Origin of the sequence: Ehrlichia ruminantium (genome assembly GCF_009728835.1) — a bacterium.
Classification (GTDB): domain Bacteria; phylum Pseudomonadota; class Alphaproteobacteria; order Rickettsiales; family Anaplasmataceae; genus Ehrlichia; species Ehrlichia ruminantium_B.
Genome location: NZ_CP033455.1, coordinates 347,804 through 373,608, shown reverse-complemented (window position 1 = coordinate 373,608; position 25,805 = coordinate 347,804). Strand labels below are relative to the sequence as shown.

Here is a 25,805-nt window from a genome sequence, read left to right as displayed (position 1 = left end):
ATTTAAATAGTTTCTGTGTAACACATATTTAAAAATAAATGATATCAATAATTTATAGCAGATATATTAAACTGATACCTGACTTCATTTACATACCTTGTATTATAACATCCTTAAGGCCTGTTTCTATACAATAGTCCATTCCATTATAATAAAATTAATTTTACAATAATAAAACAATCAGTAAATACTCATCAGACCCATATATAACTAAATACATATTTCCTTACTATCAGATAGGTAGAACCAACCTTGATGTTCTTCTTTCATACAAAACATACTATATAGTATAAAAGACTATATAAACCCTTCACAATAAGTATAAGTTACCTTCTAATAAAACACTACTTACTGTTTTTTTGTGTCATATTACCTTAGAAACAGCAATAGCAATTTTACATGTTTTCTTTATTAAATATGATAACACCTTATAATCCTTACCATTAGCAGAATTATGACATGCAGCAATATTATGATGTTCTAATTCTTCATCACGAAACTGTACTATTTTCCTTCTCAATTCACTATCATCTAAAATTGATATTTGATCTTGATAATGTTCACTTATTACATCCTCAACAGCAACAGTACATGCCATAGCTGCACCTTCTCCTAACATAGCTGTTGTAACACCTAACATGACCCCCATAACATGCCATATCGGTATAAAAGCTGTAGGACGTATTTTTTTCTCTCTCATAATAGAATCAAAGTAAGAAAAGTGCTTCTGTTCTTGTCTTTTCATTTCTAAAATTTTTTCACCAATCAACTTTTTACGAAAGACTAATTCTTGACCATGATATATACAAACTGCACCATACTCTCCAGCATGATTCACTCTAATCATTTGATCTAAAACACTATTTATCCTTAACATATTGTTTAAAAAATAAATGAATACTTAACACTAAACACAACAAACAATATATAAAATTACAAGCAGCCATAGATAACCCCATAAATAGGAAACTAGGATGATTACAAGATACTGTAATACTTTTATTCAATAAAGCGTTTTTAATATCATCAAATGTACCAGATTCTATAGAATCCGTACACCCAAAAATATCTGAAACCCAACTATGTTCTAACGCAACATGGTAACCAGAAATTAACACATTACATACATAACACAAACACATACAGAAAAAAATGACCTTAGAAGGCTTTAACAAATGTATTAAAAATAAACCTATTGTAATAAAGTATGGTACTCGCTCATATATACACAATTTACATGGAAGCATTAAGAATAAGTATTGAGAAACATATGCTACAGATAAAGCAATAACACTAGCTATAAAAAGCAAGATAATACTATAGTTATTCATTATTTTCATAACTTTACTTAATAACCTTCACCAAAGTAAAAATGTACTTATTAAAAACTAATGCATTGTTAATAGTCAAATCAAAACATATAAAAGCAGCAAGATACATAACTATCAATGTATATATAGCTAATATCAACCCTTCAGATATTATTGAACAACAATTATTATACAATATCTGCATACTAGAAATTGGCCAAGGTTTTATTATTTCAATAATGTTAAAAAATACAAATGGGATCAGAAAAAATATCAAAAAATGCATAAAATCGTTAAACCAAGCAGGACATATAAAAACACCATGACATATTTTATTATAAAATACTGACAAACTATTATATATTGCAACTATTGCAGGCATGGTCAATCCAACTACTAGAAACTGTCCTGTTACTATCTGTATTACTATAGTATCACTTCTATCATCACCAAAACTATTAGACTGAAACACAAATATTGATATTACCCCCACTATTAAAAGAACCAGTGATATCTTTAAAAAAAATGCAGCAATCATAGAAGACATTACAATTAAACCATATGACATATAAGACATGCCATATACCAAGTAAAAAAACACGTACCCTAACAGTAGTGACAAAAGAGCTGCCCAATGATTTTGCCATGCTGGCAAATATCCAGTACCCATAAAGGTACTAATTAATTTAGTAGGTAATAATTTACCAACAAGTTTCATTAAAACTTGACACCATGAAGTTAACATATGCTAATACAAAAATATAAATTATTTTCAAATAAATCAAACATACAAGCTTACTTACATATGAATTATAAGCTAATATTGACTGATACTCTAATATTTATTCTTTAATATAACACATAAAATTATGCAATTTAAATACTTTCTTGACTGATATCAAATTTATTATTATGCTTACTTCAGTTATTACTTAGTTACTTGTTGTTTATGGCTAAAAGAGGCGCTACTTTACTGGTAAAATTGGCAAGCAGTGCAGGTACTGGTTATTTCTATGTAAAAAAGCGTAATCCAAAAAAGTTAATTAATAAGCTTTCTTTTCGTAAGTATGATCCTGTTGCAAGAAAACATGTATTATTTACTGAGGAAAAGTTACGTTAATCTGTGGTGATTGACAATCTTCTACAGATAACCCAGTAACCGTGGTAGTACAGCCTTTTGCACTGTCGGTATTTCCTTCTCCGTTTTTATTACTTATTTCTATTTTACTTTCATAACTTAATTCTGGTGTTTCTAGGAAAGCATGATCATTGTATATTGATATATAGTCACTATAAGTAGAAGATGTGCTTTTCATTAGTGCACCTGCAGTAGTGGAACAAACATTCTCAGGATTCATAGGGAAAAGTTTTTTATATGCTGATAAATCAGTACGTAGTTGAAATGCTACACAACATCCTATACAAATAATTCCTAAAGAAAAGATTATCAAAGCAGCTAAAAACACTTTTAAAAATAATATATCAGAACCCAACATCGCGAGCATGTTATCAACTTTGTCAGGAAAAGTCACAATGCCAAAGACTATAATACCAAAAAAGAATAAGAATACTAACATAGAGAACAAAGACGATTTAACAAACTGTTTTGTTCTAATTTTCGCGTACTTTTTGTTAATAATCCTCAACACTTTCCGTGTCATTAAACCTTTACTCATCAATTTTATGACATAACTATTACCATAAAGATCAAATAAACTTTGTCTTGAATCAGCAAGTAAACAATCTATTACACTCGCATTATTATATTTTATTGCAACATCTAATGGAGTTTCATTACAACGATTTACACGTTTTAGACTAATCTCATTATAAGATAATAGACGTTTCATTATTGGACCACTATCAAAACTTGCAGCTTGATGAATCAAGGTATTCCCTTCAGGATCTAATATTGCAAATATTGTATTACCTAACTTATCTTTATATTTCACACCATAATAATATTCTAACAATACAACAGCACACTCTACTCTACCTTTTTCAATTGCAAGATCAAAAGCTGTTTTACCAGCAGCATTACGTACTAACATAACAGTATTCCATCCCAAATCTATAGCCTTTTTCAACAATCCAGGATTATCACAAACAACACAATGATGTAGTAGAGTATTTCCATTACTTGCTCTAGTTCTCATTGTACTAGTAATAGGAGTATATCCTTCTACATTTTGAATAGATAAATCAATATCTTTACAGGACAATAAATAGTTTACGATCTCTAAATTTCCACCTTCTACTGCAAAATGTAATGCTGTACAACCTTCACTATTATTTGCACCTTCTTTATCAGTCAATTTTACTTGATCATTAATATCTAAACCAATTTCAACACAAAATGATAAAGCTCTACTATCAGTAGCCATAGCAGCATGATGCACTATACTTCGCCCCATAGAATCTCGTTTCCTAATGTCACGTGGATTATACTTTTCCAACAACCTCAATACATCTACTGCACCACTTGCTGCAGCTAAATGGGACGGTGTTACTTTAGATTTAACAGGTTTTCTTAAAATTACTGGTTTAGTATTATATTTAAGTAAAAACTCTGCACAATTTTTTGCATTATACATTGCAGCAAAATGCATTGCTGTATAGCCATACGCATTTTGTGTAGCAATATCAATATTATATTGAGAAAATAACTTTTCTATAACGTCTACACAATCTGACTGCATCATAAGAAAAACAATATTATCCTCATCAGGACCATATACCTTATGTACCATATCTGGAGACACCATATCAGTACTACCAACAACATAAGAATCACGTCTTCTATATTGTTTAGCAGACCTTACAGGTTCTAATTGTTCAACTTCCCGTAATTCAAGCAAGCACATTGTCCTTACAATATTCTCATAAGGTGTTTTACATACTTTACCTAACAATGAACTATCAGAACACACAGTGTGAGTAAAAGCTTTGAACTGTTGTACTATATTTAAATCTGTTAAACTCTGAAGATTAAAACCTTCACTTTGTAGTGCTAACAAATGATCAAGACAACCTAATATCTTATAGTCAACTTTACTTTGATTTCTATCTATCTTATATAATATCAACTCAGTTACTCTTTTTACTATCTGTCTACCAGTTTCACACCTCATGAGTACGCGACACAGCGAATCAACTGCTTGCCTATCTTCATGTTCCATAGCATATTGTAATGATTCAACTTTAAAAAATACAGGATGATAAATTAACTGTCCATCAATACATTCTACTGACAATTTGCTGATCCTTGATCCTCTTATCACAAAATTGCTATTAGCAATTGATGTCATAAAGTCTACACGATCACAAGATTCATGAGGAAAAACCAAAGCTATGCTACCAAGATCACATATATATATATGGCATAGACCACTACAGTTTGCACGTACCCCATCAATAGAAAGCTGAATACTATATTTTCCCGATGCATTTTGTAATATCAGGAAACCACACTCACGCCTAATACGCTTATTTTTATCACGTATTAAACGTGATGAAAGTTCCTGAAAAAATTCAGAAAAATCCCCACTTTTTGAAGCATGTGCTAATAATACGTTTAGTACTCTAATAGCTTCAGGAGATATTCCATATGTTTTTGCAGCATTTACCTCTCCAATATCTTGTTCTGATAAAGTGTCATCATGCTGCATAGACATATCAACAGAGAGATCACTTGAAATACCAAGCTCACTTGATACACTTCCCTCTTCTACCTCTTGTTGTAATTTAACATCATCACCACCTAACATCTTAATCTCTCTGCACTTATTTTGAGACTATTTCTATAAGCTAATACTATGAAAGATATATTAATAATTGTGATATATGATTAATCCTACAACTATAGATTAACTATAAAAAATATTTTACCTAACAGTACTAATCTTCAAAAGAAAATGTACATATTTGATCATAACTACACTTGGAATAAAAATACTATAAACACGTCTAACTTACATCAATCCTAACATATATGAGTTCCTACATTTACTTATAACACTAGAAACATATATATCTTTTCTTACAGTTTAAATAAGCAATTTAAACACACTTATTCTACATATGCTAAATATATATAACACAAAAAAACAATATTCTTAATATTAACAAAAGACATCCATATGCATGGTTCATTACATATTAAAATACGTAATCTTATATCCCTAAGACACACTGAACTCTATATATAGTAAATACATTCAAATAAACTTCTATTTCAGCATCTTTAATCTTTTATAAAAAAACAAACTAATGTAATGTATAAATAGTTGAATTAGTATATTAATAATAAGTGTTGACAAATTAACCACCGATAATTAGCATAGTAGTTATTTACATTATAAAAATTAATAAGTTAATTAATTTATTAATTGATAGCACACAAAAAACCTTAAGTTACATATTGTTAAAATACTTTATGAATAAAAATTTAGAAACAATACTAGAAGAAATACTAGAAACACCATTTTTTCATTCTATACAAACTATAGGAAACATGAATAATGTCTTTTATAAAGTTAACAGACGAAAAGTACGCAAAAATTATCAAAATATTATAAAACAATACGAAGATTTTCAAATAGCAACAACTTCACATCTTGATCATGCAATTTTTTTACTATACATGAGAATAGATTGACAACAAATACTAAAAAAAATTTTTCTAGTTTTATCATAGCATTACAAGAATCATATACCGATAATTTTCACCATCGACCTAAAAATAAGTTCTTGCAACAATTACAGTATATAGCTAGCAGCTTAACAAATTTAATGTACTTACAGTTCCATGCAGAATCACGATGGATAGATTACCCAGCACCTTTAATTCAAACATTAGACGCATTTGACAATCTAAAGATACTATCTTTAACCAATATAACAACACCCATGTTGCCCACATATACAAAAACAGAGATAACACTACGTAAAAACGCTGCTACTAACCACAATACAGAATACCTATTTTTAAACAACTACTTACTTACAACAATACAGTACTTCCCAAGACTTAAGTTTCCACAGATCTCACCTCATCCTTTCACGGCAAACATACTATATAATAAAACCCAAGCTATAACACTACATAAATATTTTCATTCTAATGCAATAACCTTAAACACCTTAGCATTAAGCAATACCACAATTGTAAATAATAGTGCAGTTGCAGTATACACCTGTAAAAATAAACGTAATAAAATTACATATGACCTAAGGAATGTTAAAGTCAAAAAAGACGGTATTACTAATAAAACACATCACATTGAAATCAAGACTTACCATAATATAACAATAGAAGACATACCATCAAATAACACTGTAATTTACCAATTTATACATTCTTTTCATTTCTCAAATTATAGCAATATTACTTTAATATTACTTAACACACCACAAAAATTAGAAACTATAAAACAGATGATTCACAATATACCTGATTATACATTAATCAACGTAGAATTACATACAACAACAAGTAGCCCCACAAACAAAAAAGAACATAATGATCACACATATCACATACCAGTATTACTTACCACATCAAAATCTCACACCATCAAGCCTAGTGATACAGGTTTTCCTAATACTAATATTGATACTAAACAAACTCACGTTAACACTGAAACACAAGCACTCCCTAGTACATCATCAAAAAGCTTACGTAGTAATTTAAATATCACAAGCCCACCTATAACCAATATTAAACAATCACATTCTAATATGAAAACACCAGACAATAAAAACTCACAGGATTCTCCTAAATCAAGCACTACATTAAAACCTCACATGATTAGTCCTAGTAGTACAAATCCTATCAACACTCATACTAATACCCAACATCAAACATCAGAATTCCCTAATACGTCAAAGACTTCGCACAGTAATTTTAATACAACAAGTTCACCCATGGTTGATGTTCAAGCATCATATGATGAACACTCTTATGGTTCATCAGAATTCCCTAATACACCTAAAACTCCAGGAAGTAGTTTCAATATTACTAGTTCACCCATGGTTGATGTTCAAGCATTATATGATGAACACTCTTATGGTTCATCACAATTCCTTAATACACCTAAAACTCCAGGAAGTAGTTTCAATATTACTAGTTCACCCATGGTTGATGTTCAAGCATTATATGATGAACACTCTTATGGTTCACCACAATTCCCTAATACACCTAAAACTCCTGTAAGTAACTTTAATATTACTAATTTACTTACAGGAGACCCACCAATAGATCAACTTGAAGAAGACAGTATAATTGAATTTTACATTAATGAAATCAAACAGAATAGGCAGATTGATATTTCCTTACTTGAAAATTATACATTAAAAAATGCTCACACCACACATTTACCTGTCTATACAGAAACTAATAGCTGTCAATATGAAAGCCCTAGTAGTATTTCCAGTGATATATCAATATCATCACATACTATGCAAGAATACACATCAACTACTAGAATCATCACACAAGGAATTAAACCATCACAAGTCAATAGAACACAGAATAACACAACAAATAATCAAAAAATAGAAAAACCACGAGTAAGCACCATAAGCACAACACTTTCAAATATTAGAAGAACAAGCATGTTAAATGTTATAGATACTACAACAGATCAGCATAGCCCAAGTCTTACTGTAACAACACAAAAAAACTTACTCAGTACAAACAATATAAATAGTAAAACAATACAATCTCATACAGCAAATCAACCAATAGATCCTTTAGCGGAAAAAACAACTCAAGGAAGCAGCCCTAATCTCACAAGTACAATTAACACAGTACATACCCAACAAACTATCAACCAATTAACCTGTATCGATATAAACTCATTGAGCATAGAGAAATTAATAGAAATGTATCTTGACGAAGATTATTACTATCAGAAAACAGATTTTCCAGAAAAAGAAGAGCATGAACCAATCAACATAAACACAGTAAACTCCCCAAGCACAAGTAGTGCACATTCTGAAAAATCACATAAAGACCTACCATTAAGTCCTTATACAACTTATCCAATAGACAGAAGCAAAAATGCTACTTTATCTACAACAATACACAATACCAATATAGTACATAGTAATACTACTCATACAACAGAAGAACACTCCTCTTCTCCAAGTTATAAGATAAAAGTTTCACACAGAAAACCATACAAACCTTATAATAAAACAACACAACAAAGCTCTTCAAGATAATATTTTTTTTCTATGTTACTGACTTACCTTACAACAATCAGTCATTTTATACTTATTATTATTTATTAATAAGTATACATTATAGCTTATAAAGTTAGCAATCTTATGAAAATCTTATATATATATTGTAAATTTAATAAAAATGTAATAATATTTTTAATATATTTAAAATATAAAAACTATAAGCACATTAAAATAAATAATTATAAACTAATATCTAGATTAACTATGTTAAGGAATATCAATCCTGTAATTTAAACAACAAAATACATTATGTTATAACAAATACACACAATCAACTATATCTGAAGTTATCATTTTATATTAATGATATAACCTGATAATCTCATTATATCTACAACAACATTATCCATTTATTCAAGCTAATCAAAAATTATAACAATTACTACCAAAAGAACAGATGCCTTCACACATCTTAACAACTGTGACACCCAATATAAAATACATGTATAAAGTAACAATATCTTTGATATTAATTAGTTAGCATACTAGTAACATAGTACATAACTTTCTAGATGTTGGTACATTAAACAACATCAACAATGCATTATAAGTAAAATTAGCAATATAATACCTTTATATACCATAAGTGATATTTTATTAAATAGGTTGATTCTTACAGACGTATGTTATATATTACACACTAGTAAGTACAGTTTTTGTTTTCAACTGATAACAGCATTACAAAAATTTTACTTTATTGTTTTGCTGAACTTAGTTCTTTGTAAGTTTAACATGACATATGTTAGTGTGTAATGTTTATTTTCTTACAAGTTTATGTTCAGTATATACTGTTTCAATTTTTAATGGATAAATTATGGGAAACAACGATACACAGTCAGAGTCTATCAAAGATACTGTGATTAAAATTGTAATTGATTGTTTAAAACTTAAAGATGAGCAACAAGCTACTCTCTCTGGTAGTACTAACTTAGCAAAAGATTTAAATTTAGACAGTCTAGATTTTGTAGACCTTGTAATGTGCTTAGAGGATCGTTTTTCTATAGAAATCTCTGACGAAGAAGCACAAGGGCTCGAAACTATAGATAAAATAGAGGAGTACATACGTAATAAACTATCAGACAAAACTAACTAGAGTTATTTTATGACAAAAAGAAAAGTTGTTATTACTGGTTTAGGTTTAGCAACTCCACTGGGAAGCGACACAAAAGCAGTGTGGGATCTCTTATGTAAAGGAGCCTCAGGAATAAAGAAAATCAACAGGTTTGATACATCTGACCTTGATTCTCAAATCGCTGGTCAGATAACAATGAAATCAGACTCTGAAGCATACATTTTTGATCCAACAAACTGGATAGAAGAAAAAGAACTAAAAAAAATGGATATTTTTATTCATTTTGGTATAGCAGCAGCTGCTCAAGCAGTTAACGACTCAAATTTGTTAGCTTACAATAATCTTGACTATAGTAGAGTAGGAGTAGTAGTTGGATCCGGAATAGGTGGGTTACCATTTATAGAAAAAACAACTCTTTGTTTACAGGACCGTGGACCAAAAAGAATTAGTCCATTTTTTATTCCCGCAAGTTTAATTAATTTACTACCCGGCCATATATCCATAAAATATGGTTTTACAGGACCTAATGATGCAGGAGTAACCGCATGTGCAACAAGTGCACAAACCATAGGTAACGCAGCAAGAATAATTAAATCCGGGGAAGCAGATGTTATAATAGCAGGTGGTGCTGAAAGTGCAATATGTCGCATAGGTATTGCAGGGTTTGCCGCATTAAAAGCTCTATCGACAAAATTCAATGATAGCCCAGAATTAGCATCACGTCCTTGGGATAAACAACGTGATGGGTTTGTTATGGGAGAAGGATCTGGCATAGTTGTACTAGAAGATTACGAGCATGCTAAAAAACGTGGAGCAAAAATATATGCAGAACTAATAGGATATGGTATGACCGGAGATGCATATCATATGACAGCACCACACCCAGAAGGAAAAGGTGGGAAAAAATCCATGGAACTAGCACTAAGTACTGCCCAGCTAAGTCCAGATTCTATAAATTATATAAACGCGCATGGAACGTCCACTCCTCTTGGCGACAGTACTGAAATTCATGCAATACAAGAAGTATTTAAAGATAGTGCATACAAGATTCCAATATCATCAACAAAGTCTTCCATAGGACATTTGCTCGGAGCAGCTGGAAGTGTTGAAGCTATATTTTCTATACTTGCTATAAATACCGGAATAATTCCACCTACTCTTAATTTATATGATTCATCTGAGGATCCAAGATTAAATCTTGTTCCATTAACTGCACAAGAGCATACAGTAAATTATGCTCTATCTAATTCTTTTGGCTTTGGTGGAACAAATGTATCACTGATATTTAGTAAGTTATGATAAAATCCAAAATAATAGGCTGAAGAATACACAGAGAGTCATTAACTTTCCCGTTATCATGGTTTTTATTAAACAAGTTTATCACTGAAATTTAGCAAACTACACCAAAACCAAAAATAACACCTCGGATAAAGAGCACATAGTAAATTATTTACTATTTAATTTCTTTGTTTTTTGTAACACACACGCACTACTAATATTTAGCAAGTTGCACCAAAATCATCAATAATCTACTGAAGCACACAAAGAATTATTAACTTTCCTGTTATCATGGTTTTTATTAAACAAGTTTATCACTGAAATTTAGCAAACTACACCAAAACAAAAAAAAATAACACCTCGGATAAAGAACACATAGTAAATTATTTACTATTTAATTTCTTTGTTTTCTGTAACACACACGCACTACTAATATTTAGCAAGTTGCACCAAAATTATCAATAATCTACTGAAGCACACAGAGAATTATTAACTTTCCTGTCATCATGGTTTTCATTAAACAAGTTTATCACTGAAATTTAGCAAACTACACCAAAACCAAAAATAACATTTCGATAAAGAATATAAAGTGAACTATTCAATATCTAGCTCATTTGGTTTTAGTTAGACAGATATGTTTTAACATTTAGCAATCAAAATAATATATCTCTTGTGTACTAGTTAGTAAATTTTTTATTCTTTTTTACAATGTAGTAATTAATTGTTTGATTATTCTTACTTAATATTTTAACTTATATTTTAAGTATAAAAACAAATCAATCATGCAAATTCAAAAAAAACTATCTTACAAAGAACTTGTATCATGTCTTAGAATAATTAGAACACAAAATATTGGGCCATCAACATTTTCTGCATTAATAAAAATATATAAAACATGTGATAACATACTAGAAATTCTACCAGAATTAATCAAAAAATCTAAAACATACAATAAAATCCATACTATATGTTCCATTGAAACAGTAGAACAAGAAATTGAAAATACTCACAAAATAGGAGGCAGAATAATTACAGTCTTCGATGAAGATTATCCAGAAAACTTACGTAACATTCATGACTATCCACCTATACTTACAACATTAGGAAATATATCACTGCTGAAGCAAAAAATCATAGCTATAGTAGGAAGTAGGAACCCATCAATCAATGGACAAAATTTTGCTTATAAGTTATCTTATGAGTTAGCAAACGCGGGGTTTACAATTGTATCAGGATTAGCTAAAGGAATAGATAAGTCCGCACATAGCATAATTTTTAAACATTTGCCAACAATTGCTATAATGGGTAACGGAATTAACATAGTATACCCACAAGAAAATACAACTTTATATAAAGCAATAATAGATAATGGAGGACTAGTTACAACAGAGTGTCCATTTGCTATGTTACCAAAAGCACAACTATTTCCTCAACGTAACCGTATAATCTCTGGATTATCACTAGGAGTAGCAGTTGTTGAAGCATCCATGCAATCAGGATCTTTAATAACAGCAAATTTTGCACTTCATCAAAATAGAGAAGTATTTGCAGTACCTGGATCACCTTTTGACTATAAATATAAAGGCAGCAATTACTTAATTAAAACAGGATCAGCCAAACTCATAGAACAGACTAACGACATAATAGAAAGTCTACAGTTCAACAACCATCATTACGTACAACACTCTCTTTTTGATAATATTACAAATTATCAAAACATTACAGAAATTCATAATGCAAAGAATCTTATTTTACAACACATAACCCATAGCCCCGTTGAAATTGAAGAAATCATTGTGTCAACCAACTTAAGTATAAGTACTACCTTAATAGCACTACTAGAATTAGAAACATCACATAAAATAGAAAGATTACCTAATAATAAGGTGATGCTTATACACAACTAAATGAATTTCCAATTTTACAATATCACAAAAACACAAATAGAACAGTTGTCTTACTGTAATATAACCCTATATGCTATTTAAAACATTACAAACATAGACCATTTCAATAGGCATATTTCATTTATAAAAATCACTGTTGAATTAAAATTAGTATATTCTAACAGTCATATATACACTTCAATAACTCTATAAACAGTAAGACAAGCACAATAAACAACAATACTCAATCTACATTCAACAAAATACAATTTTTTTTAATATACTTTTACAATACTACAAATTACAATACCTTAACAATTCTACCTTGAATTTGTAAACTATATAACTCAACTAAAATTAGTATATTCTGACAGTCATATATACACTTCAATAACTCTATAAATAGTAAGACAAGCACAATAAACAACAATACACTCCCGATACATAACAAAACATAGTTTTCAGAACTTTATAATGCCATAAGTATATATTAGAAATTGCTGTTCTATATCTAACATAATCCGATGCAATTATATTTATAAAGTAAATTATTAATATCAGTTCAACTGCATAAATAGATCATCCTAATGTATATATAGAAATACCTTTCCCTGTGATTTATTCTTGCTTTGATAAAAAAACATCTCTATCCTCCACAGTTAATCTATTATGAGGATAACCTATTGCAAACTATAAATCCATTATCTACCACATGAAAAAATAATATTTCACTAACGTATAAAAAATTATAATGGTATTACCTTACATATAGAAAAATAACCTTATGTTATCTCCTTAAAAACAACTTATCTATTTCAAGCAAACTTAGTTTTATATAAGTTGGTCTGCCATGATTACACTGCCCAGAATGTGACGTATTTTCCATATTTCTTAAAAGAGCATTCATTTCTTCAATTTTTAATTTTCTACCACTCCTAATAGAGCTATAACATGCTATTGTAGCACATATATCTTTAATCTTATCATCCAAAAACAAAGTATCTCCTACTTCTACAATACTATCAAGTATACAACAAATTAATGCCTTTACATCAAAACTACCAAAAATCGCAGGTACTTCTCTCACTATAACTGACAAATTACCAAGCGATTCAATAAGCAACCCAAGTTTTAATAATTTTGCCTTATACTCCATTAGCACCTCTAAGTCACAGCTATTATTCATTTCAACAACTTCAGGTATCAATAATATCTGACGCTTTACACCTTCTTTTTCCATAACCTGTTTCATATATTCATAAACTAATCTTTCATGAGCAGCATGTTGATCAACAATAATAATCCCATCTCGTATCTGGGATATAATATATCTACTATGTATCTGACATACAGCATATCCCAATGGATCACAATCAATTAAACTATTCTCCTGCTGATTACTAGTTGCTATTGTATTTTCACTCTTATTATAAGTAATAGGAATCATATCATGATCTTTTACCACACAATACAATCCTTGTTTTTCGTAGTCACTCGGGTGTAGGTCCTTTCGATCTTCTTTAACTATACACGACACATCAACATGAGAATTTCCACTTTTAGATTTATCCTCCAAAACAAAAAATTCCTCAAAATTATTATTAACACTAACATTGAACGTATTGTTCAATATTTCATTATTTTTTACAGATAAATTATCTATAGTAAATGATTGTACATCTGAATTAGATGTTTCAAAATCATCAATAGATGAATACCGTTTTAAATTACTCTCAGAACACTGTTCACCTAAAGAATACTTATCAACAACATTTGTTGAATTTTTTACCTTAGTAATATTATCTCTTATAAACGGATCATTTCCCAAATTACTAATAGACCTTAATTTATGACTAATTTTAATAGCTAACGCATTCTTGATTGCATTTACTACAACTTTATATATTAACCTTTTATCCTGAAACCTAACTTCAGACTTATTAGGATGAACGTTAGTATCAACTTGATCACATGGCATATTAATATACAATACAACTATTGGATACTTATCCTTTTCTATAAAATCACTGTAAGCATATCTAACTGCCCCTATTAACATATTATCATAAATAGGACGTCCATTTACAAATGTATATATAAGGCTTGACTTACCCCGACTCAAAGTAGGAAGACCAATATAACCAGTCAAAGTTATCATATTTTCAACTAAATGTACTGGCAAAGAATTCTTATAAAATTCCATACCTAAAATTTTAATTTCAGCTAACCTATCAATTTCTGATTGCTGTTTTAAATACTTTAATATCTGTTTACCATCAACATACAAAGAAAATATAATGCTATGGTTTACCATAGCTAGTTTATTCACCATATCAATAATGGATTGCACTTCTGCTTTTTCAGTCTTTAAAAATTTTAATCGATTAGGAGTAGCAAAAAATAAATCACGTACCTCTATATAAGTACCACAAGAAAGAGCATTTGGTATTAATTCTTGTACCTTTTCTCCACCTTCAATTATTATTGACCAAGCTGTATCAGAATCATGAGATCTAGATATCATTTTTACTTTACCAACAGCTGCAATAGAAGTCAGCCCCTCTCCTCTGAACCCCAAAGATTTTACTCTAGTTAAATCACCATCAGGAAGTTTAGATGTAGCATGACGGACAAATGCAATTTCCATATCTTCTTTTCTAATACCAACTCCGTCATCACTTACAAGTATTAAATTACGTCCACCACGCTCTATTGTAACACTAATAGTAGTAGCTTTAGCATCTATCGAATTTTCAACTAGTTCTTTAACTACACTAGCAGGACATTCTATAACTTCACCTGCAGCAATTCTATTAATTGTCCTAGGATCTAATAATATAATCGACATATGCTAACATTCAAATAAATACACAATTACAGTATATAAGAAATAACAATAAGAGATCACTAGCACAACTATAAAATACTTATTCTATAAAATAGAATTTAAATTATACCAATACACCAGATATTATTTCTAAATAATACTTATAAAAAATACTATTTCAACTGCATCACGGTACCAAAATTACGCTAACAGTACAAATAAAATATCAAGACAGCAAAGTAACAAAACTAGCAAACTCATCTAATAACAAGACAATTACCTAATATACAGATAATCACATAGTATTGATATGTTTTTAATGCTGTAAACAACACAATCAGATGATAAACAACTTTTCAATTTAGTAGGATACACAATAATATTCTATACAAACAAATACTTATATAATCATTTTACATTCTATATAACACCGAAAAGTTAAAGACAATACAACAAGCAACATATCATTATCTTATAGTCCTACTCTTATATATTAAAAATTGAAACACTTTTTATTAATTACACATTGAATGTTTATGCTCTTGCTAATTAAAAAGACAAAATTACACCCTACTTAAAAATAATACATTCTCACACTGATAATTTTTATACAACAATTACATAGACACAACTTACACACTACAAGTACTACATACTTTTCACTGTATTTTCAATTAACAATAAATAAAACTAGAAAACACTAGTGTTATTATATACTAGACTCTATTCATGCATTCTTTCTTTATAAACAAGCAGACTTATAAGATTGTTTGTACATCCATATCATTCAAAGAATTATTAATAGATGCAATATGTTATACATAAAATACACAGTACATTTTATTGATCGGATGGTAAATAATAAATATATCTGAATATACAGAAGATGAAAAATTAGAAATAGCGAGAGTACATTCTCTTACTTAAATATATATTTTAAATTAATCACTAAAAATAATTTAAGTCTCACTAACACTAATATGTAATGATGTAAATTTAATACACAATATTCTAAAATACTTTTACTACAAAATAACATTTACATATTATTCAGAAAATATAATAGATGAGTCCTTGTTTAAAATCACATACTATCCAATCACTAAAAAGCAATCACAGTTTTATTAATTCCCAATAACTCTAAAATTCTTGTCCCTGTAAATCCTCAGTATAAGGGAAAGTCAATGTGACTACAGTACCAGCATTTGGTTCACTCTTTATTTTGAATACACCATTCATAAGCTCAACTAATTTCCTACTTAAAGGTAATCCCAATCCCGTACCTTCATACTTACGAGAATGCTTACTATCGACCTGCCCAAAAACAGACATAACTTTATATAAATCTTGCTGTGCTATACCTATTCCAGTATCAGTAATTTCAATAACAATCAACTTATCTTCGAGATTATACCTAACAACTAATTTTACAGTTCCATTCTCAGGAGTAAATTTTATTGAGTTAGACAATAAATTAATGATTATCTGTTTTATCCTTTTAGGATCAGCTACCATTACTACCTTATCAGATGGTAGATTTTTCTCTAGGTACACTTTCGCCTCTTCAGCCCGCGGAATCATCATATTAAAACATGATGAGACAATCTTGCTTAAATCAAATTTTATAAATTCTATCACCAATTTATTCGCCTCAGCTTTAGAAAAATCTAAAATGTCATTAATTAAACTCAACAAATGTACACCAGAACTATGTATATCATTTACATACTCTTTATAATCAGAATTTCCTATAGGCCCCAAAGACTCACTTTTTATCATTTCTGAAAATCCAATAATAGAGTTCAAAGGAGTACGTAATTCATGGCTAACATTTGCAAGAAACTGTGACTTACTAATATTTTCCTGCTCTGCTATTTCCTTTGCTTCCTTCAACTTAAGATTTACATCATATTGTTTACTAAGCATCTTTGTATTTCTATAATATATACACCACGTTACAACTACAAATATGACAATAATTAAAACAACGATAACTAAAAATATAGTATAGAAATCAACAATGAAACTAGATAAGTTTTCAGAATTTTTAATAATCTTTAAAAACATCAAAGGATGATGACTCTGGTCACCCAACGGGAAAATAGGAAATATTGAAACAACATCTGCACTACTCTTAACTTTATGGTCTATATATTCTCCTCTCAATAACGAATTCATATCACTAGAACGAAGTAGTAAATCTTGTTCTGCAATTTCATCACTACTTTTATTAGAAAATATCACATTACCATCAACATTATATAAAATAACGTGAAAATCTTCAACTCCATCCAATGCCTTTAAAAATTCAGCACGCAACCTGATCAGTAAATCCATATAATACGCATTAGTCCCCATATGACTTGGAGCCTTAGCTAATAATTGAGCATACTTATTAATTACAGAATTGACTAGTATTGCTTTAATATTAACATTGATCTCTTTTGAAACTTCATATAAATAATCATTTTTCAAGTATACATGTGTATATCCAATCGCAAAAAATAAGGTAACCAGTAAACATACTAATAATAGAATTCGTACAGACTTCATATATAAACCTAATTACATAATGAGTATAATATTATTTATATAATAGTATTTTTATAAACTTTTTCTTAGTTGACATATAACAATATTATATTATCCTAAGTTACGCGTTAGTTGGTATTTTAGTACATTATCTAAAAGTTCAAAGTTTTAAGGAGCAGCTTTCATGCAGGATTCACCAATTTTACAGGTTTATGATCCCTCACTTGTTACTTTTTCGCATGGTAAAGGAGTCTACCTATATGGTCATGATGGGAAAAAATACATAGACTTTCATTCAGGAATTGCAACCAGTTCTTTAGGACATGCGCATCCTGTACTAGTAGAAACTTTAAAAAGGCAAGGTGAAAAGTTATGGCATTTATCAAACTTACACACAATACCTGAAGCTATAAAGTTAGCACAAAAATTAGTAGACATAAGCTTTGCAGATAAAGTATTTTTTAATAACTCAGGAGCTGAATCTGTAGATTGTGCGTTAAAAATAGCACGGTCATACCAGTGTGGTAAGGGTAATACCCAACGCTATAGGTTTATTACATTACAACACTCTTTTCATGGTAGAACTTATGCTGCGTGTTCAGCAAATGAACCAAGCAATTTCTCTCCTCTGCTAAAGCCATATGTTGAATGGTTTGACAGTGTAGAACCTAACATTAAAGCTGTAAAAAACGCATTAAACGAAAACACAGGAGCAATATTAATAGAACCTATCCAGGGTGAAGGCGGAATTAATGTACTAGATGCTTCTTTTATAAAGGAATTACGTGCAATCTGTGATCAGAACGACATATTACTGATTTTTGATTGTGTCCAATGTGGAACTGGAAGAACAGGAAAATTTTTTGCATATGAGCACGTTAATGTAATGCCTGATATATGTACCCTTGCAAAAGGATTAGGTAGCGGCTTTCCAGTATCAGCGTGCTTATCAACCCGTAATGCCTCTCAGTTTATGGGAATTGGGATGCACGGATCTACTTTTGGAGGGAATCCACTAGCAACTACTATTGCTGGAACCGTTGTTGATGAAATTCTAAAACCCGGATTCTTAGAAAATGTAACTAAGAATAGTCAGTATTTACATAAAAAACTAGAAGACCTATCCGACAAATTTCCAGTGATTCAAGAAATAAGAGGGAAAGGGTTGTTAATCGGAGTAAAAGTCAATACCAACAGTAGAGCATTAATGAAAGATTTAGTAAATTATGGCTTACTACTCAGTACTGCACGTGGTAACGTTTTAAGGGTAATACCACCTTTAATAATAACTCAGCAAGAAATTGATGAAGGTATAAATATTTTAGAAAGCTATCTACAAGAAAATAAGAATAAATTGTAGTTAGCTAATAATTAGTTTATACTTGTTAATTGAGTTTACATTAAAAGCTCCTTATTGTTTAATTTAAAGTGGTGGAGGGTTATGTTATGCTACACAAAGGTTATGATGATATTTTCGGAAACAACAGACCAGGAGATAATGATGCTTCATGTTTCAAGCACATAGCAATAGAAGATCTATATAATAATCAATCATCATCCAGTGATAGTTCTTCTACAAACGCTATTGATTATGACAGGATCTTTGTTGCTATATCTTTTATTTCTTTAATAGTAGAAGCAGCATCATCTGGGTTTAATTTAATATCATCTCAAGTAAATATAGCAAGTAATATTAAACGCACAATTGCTATTGTTTTCTATATAATTCATACTTTACTTACCATTTGCGCAATTGTAAATTCAGCACTTGCAATAAAACAAGCAATAGACTTTAGGCGTGCAAATAAAAAAAAGTATACATGTGATAAATATGTAAAATATTCAAACGATCTACAAGTTTCTGAAAATTCTTTAACTATCATATCACAAGCATTATGGATTGTAGTTTGCGTATCATCATTGTTAATGTTATATACATCTAGTAATGCAAGATTAGAATGTGCATTGTTATACATATCAATCTTAGCTCCTTTATTTGGTGTACTTTCTTGCATTTTAAGAGTATCGGATTCTACAATAAAAACTAAAAATCCTAATATTCAAGAAGATAAGAAAAAGAATGCTAAGTGGTTTACAATTTTGTATGGTATTGTTTTACTTGTTGAAATAGCACATTGTGCATGCCATATAATTGAAGCAATGTCTTTAGAAGGTAAAATGCAAAATCTTTACGATTTTTCAAATTTACCTGTACTTATCATAGAATTGGCAACAATATTTGCATTTACAGTTGCACTTATTGCAGAACAGTGCCTTAACAAGCCACCTAAAGAAGAACCTTGTAAGTCTCAAATCTTGGTACAACCTTTATTAAATGTTGTCGACGACTCTACCAAACGGGTACAGTATTGTTGTATGTCTTAGTAAATTTTTAATTTAGCTCTTATATCAGTGTAATAAATTTACATCTCGTATAGGGGTGTTTACCTTTTGTTACAACTTTAGCTCTATCATCACATAGGTATCACATATCATTTATATATATAACAAAATAAAACTACCATACTAGTATCACCACTATATAAACAAAGATGTGAATACTCAATATACGTACAAAAGCAAAATAACAGTTTAGCTATATTTTAATAACATAACCTCAGATGTATTCACTAAACAAAAATAATAAAGAAACCCTACTAACACGATTTGCACTTAAATTTAACTACAACTTTATTACATAAATGATACACCTCAAATAAAATCACTACAGAAACTAGAAAATAATTAATAGCTCAACATCAATTATTCCTTACTATTAATCAGCTGTAGATTAGTATATTTGGTAACATTCAAACTATTTGATAGTACAAATTATATTTATAAACTAATCAAGCAATATTTCCCGTTTACCAGTACTAGCCATACCAATCACCCCATCTCTTTCCATACGTTCCACCAAATTCGCAGCTCTATTATATCCTATTCTCAATTGCCTTTGTATATAACTAATAGAAGCTTTACGGTCCCTCATCACAATTAACACTGCTTGTTTATATAAATCGTCATCACGATCAAAACCATTATCATCTATAATATCGTCATAATCTTGATAAACTTGCGTAATACCATCTACATATTCTGGCACACCTTGAGATTTTAAATACGAGACAATATTCTGTACTTCATCATCGCTGACAAAAGCTCCATGAACACGTATTATTTTTCCTCCAGATACCATGTACAACATATCACCCATACCAAGCAATTGCTCAGCACCTTGCTCTCCTAAAATTGTTCTACTATCTATCTTTGAAGTCACAGCAAAGCTAATTCTAGTAGGGAAATTTGCTTTTATCACTCCTGTAATCACATCAACAGAAGGACGTTGAGTAGCCATAATTATATGAATACCTGCCGCTCTAGCCATTTGAGATAACCTCTGTATTGAAGACTCAATTTCCTTTCCAGCAACAAGCATCAAATCCGCCATCTCATCCACTATAACTACAATATAAGGAAAAACACGAAGTTCCACTGATCTTTTTTCAAATACTGCTTCACCCGTTTCTCTATCAAACCCTGTCTGGAAGACCTTCTCTAATGATCTATTTTGACTAATTGCTTCATTAATTTTATCATTATATCCAACAATATTTCGTGCACCAATATCTGACATCAACCTATAACGACTTTCCATTTCACTGACTACCCATTTTAAAGCAGCAATAGCTTTCTTAGGTTCAGTTACTACTGGTGTTAATAAATGCGGTATAGAATTATAAACTGACAACTCTAATACTTTAGGGTCAATCATAATCATTTTGCATTGATCTGGGCTTAAACTATAAATCAGCGATAATATCATCGTATTAATTGCAACAGATTTTCCAGAACCTGTGGTGCCAGCAATCAAAAGATGCGGCATCTTAACTAAATCAGCTATAATTACTTCACCATCGATCCCTTTACCTAAAGCTATAGGCAACCTAAGGCTAGAATCTCTATATTGAGGACTTTCTAATAAATCACGCAACATTACAATTTCTCTATAATGGTTAGGTAATTCTATCCCCATTACATTTCTTCCAGGAATAACTGATATACGTGCTGATAACGCACTCATTGAACGAGCAATATCATCAGATAGACCTATCACCCTTGAGGATTTAGTACCAGCAGATGGTTCAAATTCATACAATGTAACCACCGGACCATATCTGATATTAACAATTCTTCCATGTATAGAAAAATCTTTAAGTACTTTATTAAGCAAAATCGCTGTGCTATCATCTGGGCAATACTGTCTACCACTTACTGGAGCAGGTTTAGCTAAGTATTCAATACTAGGCAATTCAAACGTACAACTAGGTTTTCTACTTACCACATTACAGTTGTTAAAACTGACAACTTCTTTCTCATAGTCTGGAAAATTTATTTTACCTTCCATTAAGTGTTTATCTTCAAGGTTTGTAGACCTCACTTTCCCATGATCTTGCTCTTGACTAAATACTTCACTCACAAAACCTTCATTTTCAAAGTCTTGATCTAATAATCCATCATCTGTAAAATCTTCGTCCTCACAATCTTGATCTGATAAGTCATCATCTGTAAAATCTTCATCTTCAAAGTTTTGATCGGATAATTCATCATCATCTGCAGAATCTTCATCTTCAAAGTCTTGAGCCGATAAGTTATCATCAATGAAATTTTCATCTTCAAAATCTTCTCCTGATAACTCATCACTTATTAAGCTTTCATCCTCCAGATCCTGATCCTGTAAGTCCTGATTTGAAAAATCTTCACTTATTAAGCTTTCGTTTGCTAGACCTTCATTAACTAAATCCTGGCCCATAGATACTTCTTTTTCATGCTCTACATTGTAAGCATTATGCAATTGTTTCCCACAATGAGCTACTGCTACAACAGAATTAGTACCGTAATTATTACTCAACCAGTCAGTTACTCTATAATATATTGTTAAAATGACATCGTAAAAATATATCCCTACCTTTTTCCAACCAATAACTCCCACAACACCTATTATCGTCATACAACACAATATAGGCATAGGAAATTTTTGAAAAGCAGTTCCTAGAATACCTCCTTGATAATACTTATCCATAAACTCCAAAGAGAAACTAGATACAATGCCACTTATACTAACTATAATGCTACACCCATTTACAAGATATAGATAAATCTTCCTATTAAACAACACAGGAAATATAATCAACAATACAATTACAAAACTCGATATTCCAAATATCTGCACTAATATATCAGCTATATGCGACCCAATAATTCCACATAAATTTTGTACAGGAGCACCAGTTGCTACATTAAAAGACAGATCTTTACTAGAATATGTTACAATCGATAGAAAAAGAAACATTCCAGTACAAGATAACAAAGACATCCTGAAGAAGAAAATAAATTTATCAAATGTAAGTTTCATATTAACAATTCTCTACCCAAAGTAGTAACGCAAAGCATATCTCACAAAGTTAATAAATACTAGTAGTATAAGAGGAGACAAATCAAAACTATAAGAAACAATAAAAGGAAAAAGCTTTCGTATAAAATTCACAGCCGGAAACATGAGTTTTGACAAAAACAAAAAAACATTATTAATAAACTCATTATACCTATTCACAATATTTAAGGCTATCAACCAACCCAATACTATCCATAACACTAAAGAAAAGTTATAAATACTCAATAATGTATCAAGTAAATATACAATAGGATGCATAACTAATAGCTCTTTCTTATATAAATAACCTTAAAGGGTATAATACACTAAAATCATAGTCAATTAAAATAGAAAATTTGAACTTGAAAAACACAACATTGTTATTTATTATGTATAGTTTACTTTAATATCTTATCCTTGATGGGTTTATTGGTAATTGCAACATTTAGTATACTTATATTACTAATTCTATCAGCATTTTTTTCTGCTGCTGAAACAAGTATTACTTCACTTAGTAGTTCTCTTGTACATAAGCTGATGCTGAAAGGTAATAAGAGAGCAAAAATTATTCATAACCTCAGCCAAAAAAAGAAAGTAGTCATTAATACTGTACTAATAGGTAACACTATTATTAATATCACGGCTTCTTCAATCGCCACAGCTGTTTCAATTGAAATTTTAGGGCCTCAAGGTATACTGTTTTCAACAATAGCTATGACATTTTTCATATTAATATTTTCTGAAGCATTACCTAAGAGCTACGCTATACTCAACCCAGAAAAGATTGGGCTACTTATATCTTATCCATTATCATTTTGTGTATTAATTCTATCACCAATAACTTTATCTATACAGTACATAATAGATTGTATCTTGAAAATACTGCACATGCACAAAGATAAAGAAATCATTTCTGCAGCTGATGCCATGCGAAATTTGATATCATTACATGATAGTAAAGGTACTATGCTAAAACAAGATTTAGACATGTTAAGCAGTATATTAGATCTTGCAGAAACTGAAATTTCACAAATAATGACACACAGAAAAAATCTATTAGCCTTTAATATAGACACAAACATACATGACTTAATAAAAAAAATATTATCAAGCCCACATAGTAGAATACCATTATGGAAAAACCAGGAAGACCAAATTATAGGAGTAGTACACGTTAAAGATGTTATCACATTAGTCAGAGAAAAAGGCAAAAATATAACTCAAGAAGACCTCAATATAGTAATGACAAAACCATGGTTTGTACCAGATACCACTTTATTAAGTGTACAATTACATAACTTTCTAAGAAGTAGAAAACATCTTGCTTTAGTTATAGACGAATATGGAACCCTACAAGGAATAGTAACATTAGAAGATGTAATTGAAGAAATAGTAGGAGATATCACTGACGAACACGATATTACAAAAGAAGCTCCTATCAAAAAAATCTCTGATACTACATATCACATCAACGGTGATACCTCTATAAGGGATATTAATAGACAATTACGCTGGGATTTACCCGACGAAGATGCATCCACATTAGCAGGTGCAATCGTATATGAAGTTGAACGTATACCAGAAGAAGGAGAAGAATTTTCACTATATGGCTTATTATTTAAGATACTAAAGAAAAATGGACATACAATTTCTGTTATTCAAGTAGATATACCACAAGAAAATACTTCTGTAATACAAGCTAACGAAAAACAGTGACACTGAATACAATATATTTCACAACTACTAAATTCCAACTAATTTTATAAAACACATTTTTGTTCACTTCTTGCAAAGTTAACAATAACAACTTTATTGTTATGTACAAGTAACTACGTGCTAAGTACTGTTCTCTTACAGAAATAAACTAATAAAAATTACAAAAATATATGCTTTCTCTTATTTAATTACATAACACTTTTTTTAAACACAAACATAAAAGAACTCTATCCTTAAAAACATTCAACAGGTGATACATTCCACTTACAACAAAACCACTAACATCAATTAGAAATATAATATCAATGAATTATTGTTTATGATACTATATTTATTATTTACTCGAAACTACATTCAATACATAAAACTATCCATTCAAAAAACATTACTATTTGTCAACAACATCAAAAACATAAATATTGCAACCAACATATACGCAGTATATTACATAACAACACGTATTTTTCTCAATATTATTATAATTGTTATCAATAACATG

General features: G+C 30.0%; 17 protein-coding genes. 9 read left to right on the top strand and 8 right to left on the bottom strand.

Going from position 1 to position 25,805, the window contains the following annotated elements; translation table 11 throughout:
* Nucleotides 1-364 precede the first annotated feature (364 nt).
* The 3 genes from EDL80_RS01235 to EDL80_RS01225 are packed head-to-tail and all read right to left on the bottom strand — an operon-like array spanning nt 365 to nt 2,055.
* Nucleotides 365-877, bottom strand: a complete 513-nt coding sequence (locus EDL80_RS01235) for a demethoxyubiquinone hydroxylase family protein (protein ID WP_158406396.1) — start codon at nt 875-877, stop codon at nt 365-367.
* The gene (locus tag EDL80_RS01230; RefSeq protein ID WP_158406395.1) at nt 861-1,340 is read right to left on the bottom strand and encodes a disulfide bond formation protein B; all 480 of its coding nucleotides are present in this window, start codon (nt 1,338-1,340) and stop codon (nt 861-863) included. The genes EDL80_RS01235 and EDL80_RS01230 overlap by 17 nt, the downstream gene beginning before the upstream one ends.
* 4 nt (nt 1,341-1,344) lie before the next feature.
* A complete protein-coding gene (locus EDL80_RS01225; RefSeq protein ID WP_158406394.1) occupies nt 1,345-2,055 on the bottom strand; it encodes a phosphatidylglycerophosphatase A in 711 nt (236 codons plus the stop codon).
* 204 nt (nt 2,056-2,259) lie between these two features.
* Here EDL80_RS01225 and rpmG point away from each other — a divergent pair, with 204 nt between their 5' ends.
* Nucleotides 2,260-2,430, top strand: a complete 171-nt coding sequence (gene rpmG / locus EDL80_RS01220; RefSeq protein ID WP_158406393.1) for a 50S ribosomal protein L33 — start codon at nt 2,260-2,262, stop codon at nt 2,428-2,430.
* Here rpmG and EDL80_RS01215 read toward each other — a convergent pair.
* Nucleotides 2,408-5,077, bottom strand: coding sequence for an ankyrin repeat domain-containing protein (locus EDL80_RS01215; protein WP_158406392.1), 2,670 nt, complete (start codon nt 5,075-5,077; stop codon nt 2,408-2,410). The genes rpmG and EDL80_RS01215 overlap by 23 nt on opposite strands.
* A 668-nt stretch (nt 5,078-5,745) precedes the next feature.
* Between EDL80_RS01215 and EDL80_RS01210 the strand changes: the two genes are divergently transcribed.
* From EDL80_RS01210 to dprA, 5 genes are all read left to right on the top strand, one after another.
* A complete protein-coding gene (locus tag EDL80_RS01210; RefSeq protein WP_158406391.1) occupies nt 5,746-5,967 on the top strand; it encodes a hypothetical protein in 222 nt (73 codons plus the stop codon).
* The gene (locus EDL80_RS01205; protein ID WP_158406390.1) at nt 5,964-8,537 is read left to right on the top strand and encodes a hypothetical protein; all 2,574 of its coding nucleotides are present in this window, start codon (nt 5,964-5,966) and stop codon (nt 8,535-8,537) included. The genes EDL80_RS01210 and EDL80_RS01205 overlap by 4 nt, the downstream gene beginning before the upstream one ends.
* Nucleotides 8,538-9,375: 838 nt before the next feature.
* On the top strand, nt 9,376-9,654 hold the full coding sequence (locus EDL80_RS01200) for an acyl carrier protein (protein WP_158406389.1): 279 nt from the start codon (nt 9,376-9,378) through the stop codon (nt 9,652-9,654).
* A 9-nt stretch (nt 9,655-9,663) separates the two neighbouring features.
* A complete protein-coding gene (fabF, locus tag EDL80_RS01195) occupies nt 9,664-10,932 on the top strand; it encodes a beta-ketoacyl-ACP synthase II (RefSeq protein ID WP_158406388.1) in 1,269 nt (422 codons plus the stop codon).
* A gap of 761 nt (nt 10,933-11,693) precedes the next feature.
* Nucleotides 11,694-12,818 (top strand): DNA-processing protein DprA, encoded by a 1,125-nt coding sequence (gene dprA / locus EDL80_RS01190; RefSeq protein WP_158406387.1) that lies wholly within the window; start codon nt 11,694-11,696, stop codon nt 12,816-12,818.
* Nucleotides 12,819-13,584: 766 nt separating this feature from the next.
* On the opposite strand, the gene mutL is transcribed toward dprA, so the two are convergent.
* Together mutL and EDL80_RS01180 are read right to left on the bottom strand one after the other, a co-directional pair.
* Nucleotides 13,585-15,645, bottom strand: coding sequence for a DNA mismatch repair endonuclease MutL (mutL, locus tag EDL80_RS01185; protein WP_158406386.1), 2,061 nt, complete (start codon nt 15,643-15,645; stop codon nt 13,585-13,587).
* A gap of 1,119 nt (nt 15,646-16,764) precedes the next feature.
* Complete coding sequence (locus tag EDL80_RS01180; protein WP_158406385.1) at nt 16,765-18,177, bottom strand: sensor histidine kinase; 1,413 nt, start codon at nt 18,175-18,177, stop codon at nt 16,765-16,767.
* A 163-nt stretch (nt 18,178-18,340) separates the two neighbouring features.
* Here EDL80_RS01180 and EDL80_RS01175 point away from each other — a divergent pair, with 163 nt between their 5' ends.
* Together EDL80_RS01175 and EDL80_RS01170 are read left to right on the top strand one after the other, a co-directional pair.
* Entirely contained in the window at nt 18,341-19,516 is a 1,176-nt protein-coding gene (locus EDL80_RS01175) for an aspartate aminotransferase family protein (RefSeq protein ID WP_158406384.1), read from the top strand.
* Between the two features lie 86 nt (nt 19,517-19,602).
* A complete protein-coding gene (locus EDL80_RS01170; RefSeq protein WP_230957217.1) occupies nt 19,603-20,541 on the top strand; it encodes a hypothetical protein in 939 nt (312 codons plus the stop codon).
* Between the two features lie 460 nt (nt 20,542-21,001).
* Here EDL80_RS01170 and EDL80_RS01165 read toward each other — a convergent pair whose 3' ends face one another.
* Together EDL80_RS01165 and EDL80_RS01160 are read right to left on the bottom strand one after the other, a co-directional pair.
* Nucleotides 21,002-23,572: an FtsK/SpoIIIE family DNA translocase gene (locus EDL80_RS01165; RefSeq protein ID WP_158406383.1), complete on the bottom strand. Its 2,571-nt coding sequence runs from the start codon at nt 23,570-23,572 to the stop codon at nt 21,002-21,004.
* Nucleotides 23,573-23,584: 12 nt separating this feature from the next.
* A complete protein-coding gene (locus EDL80_RS01160) occupies nt 23,585-23,869 on the bottom strand; it encodes a YggT family protein (RefSeq protein WP_158406382.1) in 285 nt (94 codons plus the stop codon).
* A gap of 141 nt (nt 23,870-24,010) precedes the next feature.
* Here EDL80_RS01160 and EDL80_RS01155 point away from each other — a divergent pair, with 141 nt between their 5' ends.
* A complete protein-coding gene (locus tag EDL80_RS01155; RefSeq protein ID WP_158406381.1) occupies nt 24,011-25,306 on the top strand; it encodes an HlyC/CorC family transporter in 1,296 nt (431 codons plus the stop codon).
* Nucleotides 25,307-25,805 lie beyond the last annotated feature (499 nt).